This window comes from Streptomyces sp. NPDC107454, from assembly GCF_055582885.1.
The window spans coordinates 225,916-240,870 of record NZ_JBVJPA010000015.1; the positions used below are offsets into that span (position 1 = coordinate 225,916).

The 14,955-nt window shown below is 69.7% G+C and carries 11 protein-coding genes and 1 pseudogene; 10 read left to right on the forward strand and 2 right to left on the reverse strand.

Annotation, left to right across the window (positions count from 1 at the left end; all coding sequences use genetic code 11):
• Positions 1-72: 72 nt before the first annotated feature.
• The 8 genes from ACZ69M_RS35685 (at position 73) to ACZ69M_RS35720 (ending at position 9,944) form a co-directional block, all read left to right on the forward strand.
• Positions 73-1,335: an ABC transporter substrate-binding protein gene (locus ACZ69M_RS35685; RefSeq protein ID WP_470056535.1), complete on the forward strand. Its 1,263-nt coding sequence runs from the start codon at positions 73-75 to the stop codon at positions 1,333-1,335.
• Positions 1,336-1,367: 32 nt separating this feature from the next.
• The gene (locus tag ACZ69M_RS35690) at positions 1,368-2,330 is read left to right on the forward strand and encodes a carbohydrate ABC transporter permease (RefSeq protein WP_470056537.1); all 963 of its coding nucleotides are present in this window, start codon (positions 1,368-1,370) and stop codon (positions 2,328-2,330) included.
• Positions 2,327-3,208: a carbohydrate ABC transporter permease gene (locus tag ACZ69M_RS35695; RefSeq protein WP_470056539.1), complete on the forward strand. Its 882-nt coding sequence runs from the start codon at positions 2,327-2,329 to the stop codon at positions 3,206-3,208. The genes ACZ69M_RS35690 and ACZ69M_RS35695 overlap by 4 nt, the downstream gene beginning before the upstream one ends.
• Positions 3,209-3,250: 42 nt before the next feature.
• The gene (locus tag ACZ69M_RS35700) at positions 3,251-6,118 is read left to right on the forward strand and encodes a glycoside hydrolase family 2 TIM barrel-domain containing protein (RefSeq protein ID WP_470056541.1); all 2,868 of its coding nucleotides are present in this window, start codon (positions 3,251-3,253) and stop codon (positions 6,116-6,118) included.
• Positions 6,111-7,283, forward strand: coding sequence for an MFS transporter (locus ACZ69M_RS35705; RefSeq protein WP_470056543.1), 1,173 nt, complete (start codon positions 6,111-6,113; stop codon positions 7,281-7,283). The genes ACZ69M_RS35700 and ACZ69M_RS35705 overlap by 8 nt, the downstream gene beginning before the upstream one ends.
• Entirely contained in the window at positions 7,280-8,275 is a 996-nt protein-coding gene (locus ACZ69M_RS35710) for an ABC transporter ATP-binding protein (RefSeq protein WP_097286714.1), read from the forward strand. The genes ACZ69M_RS35705 and ACZ69M_RS35710 overlap by 4 nt, the downstream gene beginning before the upstream one ends.
• Positions 8,276-8,346: 71 nt before the next feature.
• Positions 8,347-9,081: an ABC-2 family transporter protein gene (locus ACZ69M_RS35715; protein ID WP_470056672.1), complete on the forward strand. Its 735-nt coding sequence runs from the start codon at positions 8,347-8,349 to the stop codon at positions 9,079-9,081.
• Positions 9,082-9,143: 62 nt separating this feature from the next.
• Positions 9,144-9,944 carry an ABC transporter permease gene (locus tag ACZ69M_RS35720; RefSeq protein ID WP_470056674.1) on the forward strand — a complete coding sequence of 267 codons (801 nt, stop codon included), beginning with the start codon at positions 9,144-9,146 and terminating at the stop codon, positions 9,942-9,944.
• On the opposite strand, the gene ACZ69M_RS35725 is transcribed toward ACZ69M_RS35720, so the two are convergent.
• The gene (locus ACZ69M_RS35725; RefSeq protein WP_470056545.1) at positions 9,934-11,220 is read right to left on the reverse strand and encodes an MFS transporter; all 1,287 of its coding nucleotides are present in this window, start codon (positions 11,218-11,220) and stop codon (positions 9,934-9,936) included. The two genes, ACZ69M_RS35720 and ACZ69M_RS35725, sit on opposite strands and share 11 nt — an antisense overlap.
• A 121-nt stretch (positions 11,221-11,341) precedes the next feature.
• Here ACZ69M_RS35725 and ACZ69M_RS35730 point away from each other — a divergent pair.
• A pseudogene (locus ACZ69M_RS35730) lies at positions 11,342-11,971 on the forward strand (class I SAM-dependent methyltransferase).
• 119 nt (positions 11,972-12,090) lie between these two features.
• A complete protein-coding gene (locus ACZ69M_RS35735) occupies positions 12,091-13,497 on the forward strand; it encodes a vanadium-dependent haloperoxidase (RefSeq protein WP_470056547.1) in 1,407 nt (468 codons plus the stop codon).
• Positions 13,498-14,079: 582 nt separating this feature from the next.
• Here ACZ69M_RS35735 and ACZ69M_RS35740 read toward each other — a convergent pair.
• Entirely contained in the window at positions 14,080-14,946 is an 867-nt protein-coding gene (locus ACZ69M_RS35740) for a polysaccharide deacetylase family protein (RefSeq protein ID WP_470056549.1), read from the reverse strand.
• Between the last annotated feature and the right edge of the window lie 9 nt (positions 14,947-14,955).

Here is a 14,955-nt window from a genome sequence, read left to right on the forward strand (position 1 = left end):
TAACCGAAGGTTAGCGTCCCGCACCTCACAGCGATTTCGAGCCGCAGCCGTACAAGAGACAAGGACGTCACCATGTCGGCAATGAGCAGCAACTGGGACCGTCGATCCGTCCTGCGGGCCGCAGCGGGGCTGGCCGCACTGGGACCGCTGGCCGCGTGCGGAAGCAACAACGGGCGTTCCGGTGGCGGGAGTTCGGGCAAGTCCATCAAGCAGTACTTCCACGCGTACGGCGAGGCCGGCGTCGAGGACGCCCTCAAGCGGTACGCGAAGGGCTACGACAAGGCCGCGGTGAACACGCAGTGGATCACCAGCGCGGACTACGAGAGCAAGCTCTTCTCCGCACTGCTCACCGACAACGCCCCCGACGTGTTCGAGTTCCACCCGCAGATCCAGCTCATCAAGAGCGGTCAGGTGGCGGACCTGAGCGACATCATCGATCCGGTCAAGTCCGACTTCAACCCGGCCGACATCGCCTCGCACACGGTGGACGGGAAGATATACGGCGTCCGGATGATCGACGACCCGCAGTTCTTCTTCTACCGCAAGTCCGTGCTGGAGAAGGCGAAGATCCAGCCGCCGACCACCCTCGACGAGCTGATCGAGGCCGCGGCGAAGCTCACCACCGGCAAGGTCAAGGGCCTGTTCATCGGCAACGACCTGCACGCGGTCATCAACCCGCTGATCTGGTCGTCCGGCGCCGACACCCTCGACGCGAAGAACCAGATCGCGTACCACACGGAGGGTGTCAAGGAGGGCATCAAGAAGATGCGCCGGCTGTTCACCAGCGGCCACCTTCTCCTCGACGCCCCGACCGACTACTGGGACCCCTCCGCGATCGTGCAGGGTCTGACCCCCATCCAGTTCTGCGGTATGTGGGCCATGCCGGTCATGCAGAAGGCGCTCGGCGACGACCTCGGGATCTTCCCCTTCCCGAAGGTCACCGACTCCGGCAAGCAGTCGGTCGTCAACGGCGGCTGGTCGATGTTCGTCAACGCCAAGGGCAAGAACGCCGACCTGGCCAAGGAGTACGTGAAGTGGCTGTGGATCGACCAGAAGAAGTACCAGGAGGACTTCGCGCTGTCGTACGGCTTCCACATCCCACCGCGCGCCTCGATCGCCGCGTCCGCCACCAAGCTCAAGACGGGCCTGCCCGCCGAGGGCGTCAAGCTCTTCAACGACTTCGGACACTTCGACAACATCGGCTGGACCCAGGCCATGATCACCGCGCTGGAGGACGTCTTCGCCAACTGCGTCCGCAAGAACGGTGACCCGGAGGCCGAGCTCTCCAAGGCCGACACCACCGTCAACCGCGAGCTCAAGAAGCTCTTCGGATAGGCCGGGACGGAGACAGACGGACGGGTAGCGACATGTCGACCACCACCACGCGCGGTGTCGCGCGCCCCGCCTCGGCCAAGGCCTCACCGGCCAGGCCGCGGCGGAGGCTGCGGGGCAGCAGCACCTTCAACTTCTGGCTCTTCACGAGCCCTTTCCTCATCGGCCTGACGGTCTTCGTCTATGTGCCGATCGGCTGGAGCCTCTGGCTGAGCTTCTTCGAGGCGCGCTTCACGGTGACGCCGAGCAAGTTCGTCGGTTTCGACAACTACTGGCAGATGCTGCAGGACAGCAAGTTCACCGGCTCGCTCGTCACCTTCACCGTGTTCGCCGCCTTCATCGTGCCCGCCACCTGGGCGTTGTCGCTGGGCCTCGCCCTGCTGGTCAACCGGCTGCGTTTCATGAAGGCGTTCTTCCGGTCCGTCTTCTTCCTGCCGACCGCGTGCAGTTATGTCGCCGCCGCGCTGATCTGGAAGATGTCGATGTTCAGCGGGGTCCGCTTCGGCCTGATGAACACGGTCCTCGGCTGGTTCGGCGTCGAGAACATCGCCTGGCTCGCCAACCCCGATCCGCCCTGGTACTGGCTGGTCATCGTGACGCTGCGGCTGTGGCTGCAGGCCGGTTTCTACATGATCCTGTTCCTGGCCGCGCTGCAGAACATCCCGCCGGAGCTGTACGAGGCTGCCGCCATCGACGGTGCCAAGCCCGGCTGGCAGACCTTCCGATACATCACCCTGCCGCAGCTGCGGGCCACCTCGACCGCGGTGATCCTGCTGCTGGTCATCGCCGCCTATCAGGCCTTCGACGAGTTCTTCAACCTGCTGGCGAAGACGACCTGGGGCCGGCCGCCGCTCGTCGAGCTGTACTACACCGCGCTCGGCGAGAGCCAGGACTACGGCGAGGGCAGCGCGGGCGCGGTGATCCTCACCCTGCTGATCCTCATCGTGACACTGGCTCAGGGCAAGTTCCTGGGCTTCGGAAGGGGTGACGACAAGTGACCGCCACCGTGCCTCCGGTCGCTCCGGTCGACAAGCCGCGCCGCGTCAAGCGCGGCAGCGTCATCGGCAACACCGGCCTGTACATCTCCATCGGCGTGGCCGCCCTGCTCTTCCTGGTCCCCTTCTATCTGATCGTCCGCAACGCGCTGTCGACGGACCCCGAAATCACCGGCGAGAACTGGAAGTTCTTCCCCACGAGTCCCCAGTGGGGCAACGTCACCGAGCTGTTCCACGACACGACGGTCGATTTCGGCCGTTCCCTGTTCAACTCCGCGGTCGTCGCCGTGCTGATCACGGTGGGCACCCTGCTGGTCTGCTCGCTCGCCGGCTACGGCCTGGCCCGTATCCCCTACAAGCACGCCAACAAGATCTTCTACATGGTCCTGGGGACCCTGATGGTGCCGCCCGCCGTCACCTTCGTGCCGAGCTTCGTACTGGTCTCCTCGCTGGGCTGGGTGGACAGCTACCGGGGTCTCGTCATTCCGGTGCTCTTCAGTGGTTTCGCCTGCTTCCTCTTCCGGCAGTACTTCCTGGGGTTCCCCAAGGAGTTGGAGGAGGCGGCGCGCGTGGACGGGCTCGGCTACTGGGGCGCGTACTGGCGCATCGTCGTACCGAACTCCCTGAACTTCTTCGCCGCGATCGCGACCATCACCTTCATCAGCGGCTGGAACGCCTTCCTGTGGCCGCTGGTCATCGGCCAGGACCCGAGCGCCTGGACGGTGCAGATCGCGCTCTCCTCGTACATGACCAACCAGACCGTCAACTACCACCTGATCTTCATGGCCACCGCCATCTCCATCCTGCCCCTGGTGTTCGTGTTCCTCTTCCTCCAGCGCTGGCTGGTGCAGGGGGTCGCGCAGACGGGCATCAAGGGCTGATCGACACGCCAGACGGGCACCAAGGGACGATCTAGGAGACCGATGTCTTTCCGCACGACTTCCGCCATTGACTACGTCGAGGACGTCTCACCGGGCAGTGGGGCGCTCCCGCCACGCGCCCGGTACGCGTCCTCGGACGCGCGGTCCTTGTCACTGAACGGCAGTTGGCGCTTCCGTCTGTCCCCCACCGCCGACGCCGAGGACGACTCGTTCGCGGCGGAGGGGTTCGATGCCGGGGACTGGACCGAGGTGTCCGTCCCCGGCCACTGGGTCCTCCAGGGGCACGGCTCACCGATCTACACCAACCACCTCTACCCGTTCCCGGTCGACCCGCCGCGCGTGCCGACCGGGAACCCGACCGGTGATCATCTGCACACCTTCGACCTGTCGTCCGACTGGCCCGCGGACGGCGGGGCGATGCTGCGCTTCGACGGGGTCGAGTCCTGTGCCCGGGTCTGGCTGAACGGCGCCGACATCGGGGAGTTCAAGGGGTCGCGGCTGCCGCACGAGTTCGCGGTCGGCCACCTGCTCAAGCCGGGCGGAAATGTGCTGGCGGTCCGTGTCCACCAGTGGTCGGCGGGCTCGTACCTGGAGGACCAGGACCAGTGGTGGCTGCCGGGCATCTTCCGGGACGTCACGCTCCTGCACCGCCCGGCGGGCGGCGTCCTCGACTTCTTTGTGCACGCCTCCTACGACCACGCCGAAGGCCTCGGGACCCTGCGCGTCGACTCCGACGTCGACGGCCGGGTCACCGTGCCCGGCCTCGACATCGATGTCGCGACCGGCGAGTCGGTCACCGTCCCGGTGCTGCCGTGGACGGCCGAGACACCGCGGCTGTACGACGGCGTGCTCGCGACCGAGGGCGAGCGCGTCGCGCTGCGCGTCGGCTTCCGCACGGTCGCCCTGGAGGACGGCCTGATCAAGGTCAACGGCACACCGCTCCTCTTCAAGGGCGTCAACCGGCACGAATGGCACCCGGAGCGGGGCCGCGCCCTGGACCTGGAGACCATGCGCGAGGACGTGCTGCTGATGAAGCGGCACAACATCAACGCGGTGCGCACCTCGCACTATCCGCCACACCCCGCCTTCCTCGACCTGTGCGACGAGTACGGCCTGTGGGTCGTCGACGAGTGCGACCTCGAGACGCACGGCTTCACCGAACAGGCCTGGCGCGACAACCCCGTCGACGACGACCGCTGGACCCCGGCCCTGCTCGACCGGGCGGCCCGCATGGTCGAGCGCGACAAGAACCACCCCTCCGTCGTCGTCTGGTCCCTCGGCAACGAGGCCGGCACCGGGCGCGGGCTGACCGCCATGGCCGAGTGGATCCGCGGCCGGGACGGCTCACGCCTCATCCACTACGAGGGTGACATCGACTGCCGTGACACGGACGTCTACTCGCGGATGTACGCCGACCACGCCGAGGTCGAGAGGATAGGACGCGGCCTCGACGGCGGCACCCACAAGCGCCGGGGACTCCCCTTCATCCTCTGCGAGTACGGGCACGCCATGGGCAACGGTCCCGGCGGGATCGCGGACTACCAGCACCTGTTCGAGTCGTACGACCGCATCCAGGGCGGCTTCATCTGGGAGTGGATCGACCACGGCATCAAGGACGAGCGGTACGGGTTCGCCTACGGCGGCGACTTCGGCGAGGAGCTGCACGACGGGAACTTCGTCTGCGACGGGCTGCTCTTCCCCGACCGGACCCCGTCCCCGGGCCTGGTCGAGTACAAGAAGGTGATCGAGCCGGTCCGGATCGTCCGTGACGCGGCGGACGGGAGCGTGCGGGTCACCAACGGCTACGACTTCGCGGATCTCTCCGCGCTGGCCTTCGAATGGTCCTACCAGGTCGACGGGGAGACCGTCGGGGCGGGTGTCCTGTCGGTGCCGGAGCTCGCCCCGGGCGAATCGGCGGACGTGAAGCTGCCGGATCCGCCGGCCGATTCAGGGGGCGGGGAGACCGGGTGGACGATACGGGCGACGCTCGCGGCCGACACCGCGTGGGGGCCGAAGGACCACCTGGTGGCCTGGGCGCAGTTCCCTGTCTCGGCACGGCCCTTGACCGCCGTGGCGCAGAGCGACGGACCGGTCCTCGGCGAGGGGCAGATCACCCTGGGCCCGGCGGCCTTCGACGCCCGTACGGGCGCGCTGCGGTCGATCGGCGGGGTCGATGTGAGGGGGCTGCGTCTGGACGTGTGGCGTGCGCCGACCGACAACGACAACGGGGCGGCCTGGCAGCCGGATCTGCGCTACGGCCCGCTCTGGCGGGAGCTGGGCCTGCACCGGATGCAACACCGGCTGGAATCGGTGGAGTTGGGCGACGACGCGCTGACCGTGCGGACCCGGGTGGCGCCCGCCGCCCGCGAGGTGGCCCTGCGCACGGTCTACCGGTGGACGTCCGACGGAACACGGCTGCGGCTGACCGTGTCCGTGGCACCCGAGGGCGACTGGAGGCTGCCGCTGCCCCGGCTCGGGATCCGGCTGGGGCTCGCGGGCTCGGTGCACGGGGCGAGGTGGTTCGGGGGCGGCCCCGGCGAGGCCTATCCGGACACCAAGTCGGCCTCCATGGTGGGGCGTTGGGAGTCCACCATCGACGGACTCCAGACGCCGTACGTCCGTCCGCAGGAGAACGGCGCTCGGGCCGATGTCCGCTGGGTGGAGATCGGCGGGCTGCGGGTCGAGGGCGAGCCGGAGTTCTGGTTCACCGCGCGCCGCTGGACGTCGGAGCAGCTCGACGCGGCCGAGCATCCGACCGATCTGAAGGCCGGTGACACGGTCTGGGTCAATCTCGACCACGGGCAGCAGGGCATCGGCTCGCAGTCGTGCGGTCCGGGCGCGCTTCCGCAGTACCAACTGCGGTCCGCACCCGCCGAATTCACGTTCCACTTCTCGGAGATCCATGGCTGACACCCTCACGGGGACCGCGGCCGGCCGGCAGCTTTTCAGCCGGCCGGCCGCGGTCGCGTCGTGTATCGGATTCGTCCTCATCGGCATGCTGCAAGCGCTCTACGGCCCGGCGGTCCCGGGCCTGCGCACGCAGTACGGCCTCTCCCCCTCGGCGGCGGGCCTCGGTCTGAGCCTGCACTTCACCGGGGGTGTCGCGGGCGTCCTCGCCTTCAACGCGATCCACTCCCGGATCTCCAACAGGGCGATGCTGGCGGCGAGTTACGCACTGATGGCGGCGGGCGGCGCGGGCTTCGCGCTCGCCGCGAACTGGCCGCTCGCGCTCGCCGCCGCCTTCCTCGGCGGCCTCGGCTTCGGCGGGATCGACTACGGCCTCAACCAGCTGTTCGCGGTCGGCTTCGGCGACCGTTCGACGGCCATGCTGAACGTCCTCAACGCGCACTTCGGCATCGGCGCGGTCCTCGGCCCGGCGCTGGTCGCGTGGCTGGGGCCCGACGACTACCCGTACGCCTTCGGCGCGTGCGCGGTGCTCGCGGGGGCGCTGATCCTGTGCACGGGAGGGGTGCGCGGCGAGGCGCCGCCCGTCTCACCGGCCGGGCGGCCCGCCGCTTCCGGTGGCCTGCTCTCCCGCGTCCTGGTGGGCTTCCTGCTCCTCTACATCCTGAACGTCGGCGTCGAGGCGGGCGTCGGCGGCTGGGAACCCACCCATCTGGAGACCGTCGGCTACAGCGCGACGGTCGCCGCCTCCGCCACCTCCGTCTACTGGCTGATGATGACCGCGGGCCGCTTCCTCGTCGTCCCCGTCACCCTGCGGTACGCGCCCGAACGCATCCTCGCGGTCTGCGCGGCCGGGATGACCGCGTGCCTGCTGCTGGCGCTGATCCCCGGGGCGGCGCCGGTGGCGTACGCCGGTGTGGGTCTGTTCATCGCGCCCGTCTTCCCGACCGGCCTGCCGTGGCTCAACAAGGCCCTCCCCCGGGCGAAGAGGGCCGGGGCCTGGGTGATCGCGGCGTCGATGATCGGCGGGGTGGCGGCTCCTCCGCTGCTCGGCGTGGGCATCGAGACGTCGGGGATCCACGCCGTCCCCTGGCTGCTGACCGTTCTGTCCGCGGCCTCGCTCGTGGCCACCCTGTGGCTGATCGCACTGACCCGGAAGGCGTCCGCATGAGCGGCAGCATCCAGGTCCGGGGGCTGTCCCGGACCTTTCACACCACCGTGCGCCGCCCGGGCTTCTCGGGCGCGCTCAAGTCCCTCGTCAAGCCCGAGCGGGTCGCGAAGGAGGCCGTCTGCGACGTCACCTTCGAGGTGGCGCCCGGCGAACTGCTCGCGCTGCTCGGCCCGAACGGCGCCGGCAAGTCCACCACCATCAAGATGCTCACCGGCATCCTCACCCCGACCTCCGGCGAGGCGCGCGTCGCGGGAGTCGTCCCGTACCGGGAGCGCGAGCGCAACGCACGCAACATCGGGGCGGTGTTCGGACAGCGCACCCAGCTGTGGTGGGACCTGCCGGTGCGTGAGTCCTTCGCGATCCTGCGGGACATCTACGGAGTACCGGAGCGTGAACACCGCGTCCGGCTGGGCGAGTTCGACGAGCTGCTCGCCCTCTCCTCCTTCTGGGACACCCGCGTACGCCATCTCTCCCTCGGCCAGCGGGTGCGCTGCGACCTCGCCGCCGCGCTGCTGCACGACCCGCCCGTGGTGTTCCTCGACGAGCCCACCATCGGCATGGACGTGGTGGTCAAGGAACAGGTGCGCGGCTTCCTCAAGCACCAGGTGGAGGAGCGTGGCCGGACCGTGCTGCTGACCACGCACGACATGACGGAGGTCGAGCGGCTCGCCGAGCGGGTCGTGCTCATCAACCACGGTCGGCTCGTCCTCGACGGCACCCTGGACGAGATCAGGCGCAGGTTCGGCTCGACCTGGCAGGTGCGGGCCACGCTCGCCGATCCACAGGCGGCGATCGCCCCGCCGCCGGGCATCGCACTGCTGCGCCGCGAGGGCCCCCAGGTGGTGTTCGGGCCGGACGGGCCCGGCGCCCCGACGGTCCACCAGGCGCTCAAGCAGGTCGTCGAGCGGTACGAGGTGACCGACCTCGCGATCGACGAGGCGGACCTGGAGGACGTGATGCGGGCGGCCTACGTCCAGGCGGAGGCCGCGTGAGCACGGCCGTCCCCGGCGGCTGGCGGGCCGCCCGGGTCACCCCGCTCGGCGAGCTGCACACCCCGCCCCGGATGACCGCCGCGCTGCTGCGTCTCGTCGTGCAGGTGGTGCTGGTGGCCTCGCTGTGGCGCGGCCTGTACGCGTCGACCGGCACCACCGCGGGCCTCACCCGCGACCAGGCCGTCACCTACGCCGTGCTCGCCGTACTGGCCACCCGGATCAGGGCGTTGGACCAGTACTCGGGCCGGGACACCGTCCAGCAGCACATGCACTTCGGCACCATCGTGTACTGGTATCTGCGCCCGCTGCCCCCGCAGCGCTACTACGCGATGCGGGCGCTCGGCGAGCAGCTCTACGGATTCGTCTGGGCGTTGACCGGATACGCGGTGTGTCTGGCCGTCGGGTTCGTCCAGCCGCCCGGGTCGGCGGCCGTCGCGGCGGTGTTCGGGCTGAGTGTGCTGCTCGGCCAGTGGGTCCTGTACTACGTGATGCTGGTCATCGACCAGCTGTGCTTCTGGACGCTGCGCAACGGCGCCGCGATCCTGATCCTGGTCTTCGCGCAGAACCTGCTGTCCGGGGTGTACGCGCCGCTGTGGTTCTTCCCCGACTGGTTCATCACGCTCAGCCGCTTCCTCCCCTTCCAGGCGACGCTGAGTGTGCCGCTGTCGCTGTACGTGGGCCGGATCCCGGTCTCGCAGGCGGGTCCACAACTCGCCCTGCAGGCCGCGTGGGTGGTGGCTCTCGCCCTGTTCACCCGGCTGCTGTGGCGCCGGGCCGCCCGGCGTGTGATCTCACAGGGAGGCTGAGCATGACGGACGGACCACACATGACGCACAGGCCGAACACGACGGACGGGCTCGGCACCTCCCTGAATTCCCTGCGGATCGTGTGGCGCATCACGCGTCTCAACTTCCGCGCACAGCTGGAGTACCGCTCCGAGTTCCTGCTGATGATCGCGATCGGCGCGATCTGGCAGGTGTCGGTGATCGTGTTCGCGACGGTGCTGCTCACCCGGTTCACCGGGATGGGCGGCTGGGCGAGCCAGGACGTGCTGCTGATCGCGGCGACGCGGATGCTGGCGCACGGTCTGTTCGTGCTCCTCCTGGGCCGGGTGCACGGACTGGCCCGGCACATCCAGGAGGGCGTGATCGACACGTATCTGGTCCGCCCGATGCCGGTCCACCGGCAGCTCCAGCTCTCCGTCTTCCCCACGAACGCGATCGGCGATCTGACGGTGGCGACCGGGCTGATGGTGGGGGCGCTGACCCGCAGCCAGCTGGACTGGAACGCGGCCCGGATCTCGTACCTCGCCGTCTGTGTGCTGGGCGGAATGCTCCTGGAGGCGGCGCTGTTCACGGCGGTGGCCTGCGCCTCGCTGCGCTTCCCGGCCGCCGACTACTGGGGGCGCTGGCTGGAGGAACTGCTCGGCACGTTCGGCAGCTATCCGCTCAACGTGCTGCCGCGCGCGGTCGGCGGTTTCCTCACCTTCGGGCTGCCGCTGGCCTTCGTCGCCTACTTCCCGGCCGCCGTGCTGACCGGACACGGCGGCGACTCGGGGGTGCCGTACTGGCTGGCGGCGGCCTCACCGCTGGTGGGACTGCTCGCCTATCTGGGCACGCGGCTGCTGTGGCGCTGGAGCCTCGGCCACTACTCGGGGGTCAACGGCTGACGACCGGTGCGCCGGCCCCGTCCGTACGGGGCCGGCGCACCGGGGTGAGCAGGGCCAGCAAGGCGACGAGCACGCAGCAGGCGCCCGCGACCACACCCACCGCCGCCGTGCCGTGGCGCGCCGCGGCCCAGGTGAGGACGGCCGCGCCGGCCGGGGCCGCCGAGTAGTGCAAGGTCCAGAACGCCGAGGTGACCCGGCCGAGCAGATGCTCCGGAGTCACCTCCTGCCGCAGCGACATGGAGCAGGTGCCCGCCACGCTCCCGAAGCCCAGGAAGACCGCGGTCAGGGCGGCGACGGCCGGCACGCCGGGGGCCCAGCCCAGACCCGCCAGCGCGCATCCGCACACCGCCACCGAACCGATCCAGGTCGGGCCGAAGCCCAGGCGTCGGCGCACCCGGGCCACCAGGAGCGCCCCGGCGATCGTGCCGAGCGCGCCGACCGCGAACACGGTGCCGACCGCCGCGTCGTCGCGGCCGAGATCGTGCTTGAGGTGGTAGATCAGCAGGTCGTTCAGTCCGAGTGTCAGGAAACTGAAGAAGGACAGCAGGACGGTCAGCACGCGCAGCACCGGATGCCGGACCAGGAAGGACACCCCTGCGAGCAGATCCGTCCACAGCCGCCGGACCGCTCCCGCTCCGGCCACGGGTCCCGGTGCGGGGCGGGTGCTGCCCTTGAACCGCACGAAGCCGACGCAGGCGGCCGACACACCGAAGCTCGCCGCGTCCACGCCGACGGCGGCGGCCGGCCCGAGCCACGCCGCCACCAGCCCCGCGCACACCGGACCGGCCACCCCGGCCGCCGCCGCGGTCGCGTTCAGCCTGCCGTTGGCCTCCGTGATCCGCTCGACGCCGACGAGGTTGCGGACGACGGTGACGTAGGCGACGGAGAACAGCATGCCGACGGCCTCGCACAGCGGCAGGACCACGTAGAGCAGCCAGATCCGCGGTCCGAAGACCCAGACCAGCGGAATCACCGCGTACAGCGCCATACAGACCAGGTCGCAGGTCACCAGCAGTTTCCTGCGGTCCACCCGGTCGACGACGACCCCGGCAAACACCCCGGCCACGACCGAGGCCGCCCCGCCGACGGCCGTCAACAGGCCCATCTGCGCGACGGATCCGGTCGCGTGCAGCACGAGCAGCGGCAACGCGATCAGGGCGAAGGAGTCCCCGAGGACCGAAAGAGTCTGCGCGACCCAGAAGACACCGAAGTCACGGTCCCGCCGCAGCGGCTGTGGCGGTTCGTCGTCAACCGTGCCTTCCGCGGCCCGCTCCAAAGCCCTGGACTCTCTCCCGCGCCACGCCCTGAACGTCACCGCGCCGGCCCCCGTCACCCGATCCAGTCGCCGACCAGCGTAGAGCCTGTCCGGCGCATCATGTGACTACCAGGCTGCGACGATGGAACACTTGACCGACGTGTCCGACAGCTCCGCCGAGGCGTACTCGGCGGAAACCGAGAACAACCTCGTGAACGCGTACTACGCGCGGCCCTCGATGGTGGCCCTCGCCGGAGACGTGGCCGGCCGCCGGATCCTGAACGCCGGTTGCGGCTCGGGCCCCCTGTCCGCCGCCTTGCGCGACCGCGGTGCCGTCGTCACCGGAATCGACGCCGGCGCCGGGATGCCGGCGTTGGCGAGGCGGCGGCTCGGTGACGACGTAGCCCTGCACATGGTCGACCTGAGCGACCGTCTGCCGTTCGCCGACGGTGCGTTCGACGACGTGGTCGCGTCGCTGGTGCTGCACTATCTGGAGGACTGGGGGCCGACACTGGCCGAGTTGCGGCGAGTGCTCAGGCCCCGGCGGCCGGCTGATCGCTTCGGTGGAACACCCTTTCGTGGCCTACACGTTCCAGCAGCCTCGGCCCGACTACTTCGCGACCACCAGCTACACCTTCGACTGGACCTTCAACGGGCAGTCCGTCCCGCCGCCCGTGACCTGTTCCCCGACGACTTCCATGACCTCTCGACCAAGACCTGCTTCCTGTTCTTCGTCGTCGAGGTGCCGCCGTCGGCTACCGGCTCGCGGTAAAACCCCGGACCGGGGTCACCAGGGGAGCGGGGGGGGAGGGCGCCCCAGGTCTGCCCGATTCGCGGCGAGTTGTCTTGCTCACGCAGTGGGCCGTTGCTAAGCCTTGGGCACTCAACTCTATGGAGGACGCTGTGTATCAAAAGGCCACTCTTCCCGCTCCTCCGCGTTCACGTGTCCGGGGATTCGTCTGCGCCGTCACGGCCACCGCCCTCGTCACGCTCACCGCCGCGGCGAGTCCCCCCGACGCGGACATCCGGACCGCGGCGGCCCCGGCAGCCGTGGTCCGCGAGTGGAACGCCATCGCCACCGACACGATCAAGACCAGCCTCGGCCCCCGTCCCTCCGGGCAGGCGGCGATCTGGGAGGGGTTCGTCTCCGTCGCCGTGTACAACGCCGTGGTGGGGATCGAAGGCGGCTACGCCCTGTACAAGTGGCGCGAGCGCGGTCCGGCCAAGGCGTCCTCCGCGGCGGCCGCCGCCACCGCGGCCCACGACGTGCTGCTCGCCTGCTTCCCTGCCTTCAAGGAGCGGCTCGACACCGCCTACGCGAACTCACTCGCCGCTCTTCCGGCCGGTCAGGCCAGAGACCGGGGCGTTGACTACGGAAGGCGCGCCGCTGCCCGCATCCTCGAACTCCGGGAAGGGGACGGAAGGTTCGCGGACGTTCCGTCCACCGCTTCCCCCGCACCGGGGGTCTGGCGGCCCACCCCGCCCGCGTTCCAGCCCTTCATCGACACCTGGCTCGCCAGGCTCCGCCCCCTCCTGCTCACCTCCCCGCAGCAGTTCCGCCCCGGTGGACCACCCGCCCTCTCCTCGGCCGCCTACGCCGAGGACGTCCAGGAACTGAAGACCATGGGCGCGAAGACCGGCTCGGGCAGGAGTGCGCGGCAGACCGAGACCGCCCTCTTCTTCAGCGGCAACCTGGTCGAACAGGCCCAAACGGCCGTACGAGACCGCGCCGCCCGGCACCGGCTCGGCATCGTTGAGACGGCCCGGCTGTTCGCCGCGGTTAACGCGGCGGCGACCGATGCCGTCGTCACGGCATGGAACACCAAGCTCCACTACGGCTCCTGGCGGCCGATCACCGCCATCCGCCTCGCCGACACCGACGGCAACCCCGCGACGACGGCGGATCCGGCCTGGGAGCCGCTGCTCATCACCCCACCACACCCGGACTACATCGCCGGCCATACGACCGTCGCCGCTGCCGTGGCACGCGCCCTGACCGGCGTCCTCGGCACCTCGCACATCGACCTCTACGTCCCCTCCGAGGTCACCGGCACCACACGGTTCTACGGGTCCGCCGACAGCCTCAACCGGGATGTCGTCGACGCCCGTGTGTGGGGCGGCGTCCACTCCCGCACGGCGGACGTAGCCGGCTGCCGGGCCGGCACCCGCGTGGCCGCCTGGGCGCTGGCCCACTACTTCCAGCCGGTCGCCAAGGACGGCACCCTGCTGTCCCCGCCGACAAGAACGGCCCGGCAGAACAAGCTCGCCGAGCCCAAGTGCGGCGACGACAACGACTGAACCTCTCTCCTGGTCGGCAGGCACTCGGGCGTCAGGGCGCATGCGGATGCACCGTTCAAGACGCAGAGGGGGAACGGCCCTGCGCACGTGATCGTGGTGGGCCTCGTGCGTGAGCGGGGGCACGTCCGTGATCGACCCCGTCCACTGGTCCGCGTAGCGGTGTACCGCCTCGCGGGGCAGGGGCGTGGGAAGGCGGCTCCCGCCCGCGTCCAGTGGGACCCGCGACAGGTTCAGCCCGGCCCGGTCAGGTCGCGGCGCTGCTACCGCGGCTGCCCGTCCTGCGTGTCCACAGGGATGTGAAAGCGACCGAGCACGAGTAGGCCACGCCCCTGGCCTTCACCCAGGTCAGCCCGTCAACAGACGGCAAGGGCCCGCAGCTTCCCAAGCTGAGAGCGGGGCGTGCAACACCATGTGAGTGAGAAGTGCGGCGATCGGAGTTGCGACGGGGCCGCGGTGGAATCCTCAGCTGTTCAACGGCTACCGGAGCGGCTCGGCCGTCGCGGACCGGTCCACGTACGTCTGGGCCGGGCCCGATTTTGTCGTCGAGGGCATCCCCCGGCAGCCGTAGGGCGGTCGCGTGGGCTACAGGTAGTCCTCCAGGCGGGCGACCGTGAAGCCCTGTTCCTGGATATGGCGTAGCAGGTTCGCCGTCATATGGGTCATCGTCGTGCCCTTGAGCTCGGACGGCCCGCGGAAGTGGGCCAGAATGATGTCGCCCGGGTGGAGCTTCTTGACGGCGCCCTGGTACTGCATGTTCTTGATCTGCATGGACTCGCGCCAGAGGACGATCTTCTCAATGCCGCAGGACGCCGCGGCGGCCCGGGTGTCCTCGTTCCAGTTGCCGTAGGGCGGACGGAACAGCCTTGGCGTGGTGCCGTATTGGTCCTTCAGCTTCTTCTGCTGGCCGCAGATCTCCTGCTTCTGGGCAGCCGCGCCCAGGGTGCGGAGGTTCGGATGGGTCAGGGTGTGGTTCTGGATGCTGTTGCCGAGTCGCTGGAGCTTCTTGAAGTAGCCGTAGTCGGCGCGGATGACGGAGTCCGTCAGGAACATCGTGAAGGGGATCTTCAGCTCCCGCATCATCGTCACGAACTCCGGGTCCTTCTCCGCCCCGTCGTCGAACGTGAGGAAGACGATGTTCTCCTTGGTGGGTATCTCGCTGATCACCGGCACCCGGCCCCCAGCAGCCGCCCGCCCCGTCGGCTTGGTCGCGGGCGGGGCGGGCGGGGCGGCCAGTGGTTTGATGCCCCACTTGCGGTAGGCGGCCTCGGCGCCCACCTGCGCGCCCGCGTCGCCGCGGGGAATCCGTGCGGACGGTGCGGGCCGGGCCGCCGTGCCGGGACGGGAGTCCGCCGAGGGTTCGGCCGCGCAACCCGTCACAAAGCCCGTCGCGAGAAGAACACAGGCCAGCACCGCCCCACTGATTCGCCTGTCCACCGTGTGCCACCCCATGTCGTCCGT

Bases quoted from the DNA above. Each gene is read 5' to 3' on its own strand.
- ACZ69M_RS35685 (WP_470056535.1), top strand. From the start codon at position 73: ATGTCGGCAATGAGCAGCAACTGGGACCGTCGATCCGTCCTGCGGGCC.
- ACZ69M_RS35690 (WP_470056537.1), top strand. From the start codon at position 1,368: ATGTCGACCACCACCACGCGCGGTGTCGCGCGCCCCGCCTCGGCCAAG.
- ACZ69M_RS35700 (WP_470056541.1), top strand. From the start codon at position 3,251: ATGTCTTTCCGCACGACTTCCGCCATTGACTACGTCGAGGACGTCTCA.
- ACZ69M_RS35705 (WP_470056543.1), top strand. From the start codon at position 6,111: ATGGCTGACACCCTCACGGGGACCGCGGCCGGCCGGCAGCTTTTCAGC.
- ACZ69M_RS35710 (WP_097286714.1), top strand. From the start codon at position 7,280: ATGAGCGGCAGCATCCAGGTCCGGGGGCTGTCCCGGACCTTTCACACC.
- ACZ69M_RS35715 (WP_470056672.1), top strand. From the start codon at position 8,347: ATGACCGCCGCGCTGCTGCGTCTCGTCGTGCAGGTGGTGCTGGTGGCC.
- ACZ69M_RS35735 (WP_470056547.1), top strand. From the start codon at position 12,091: ATGGAGGACGCTGTGTATCAAAAGGCCACTCTTCCCGCTCCTCCGCGT.
- ACZ69M_RS35740 (WP_470056549.1), bottom strand. From the start codon at position 14,946: ATGGGGTGGCACACGGTGGACAGGCGAATCAGTGGGGCGGTGCTGGCC.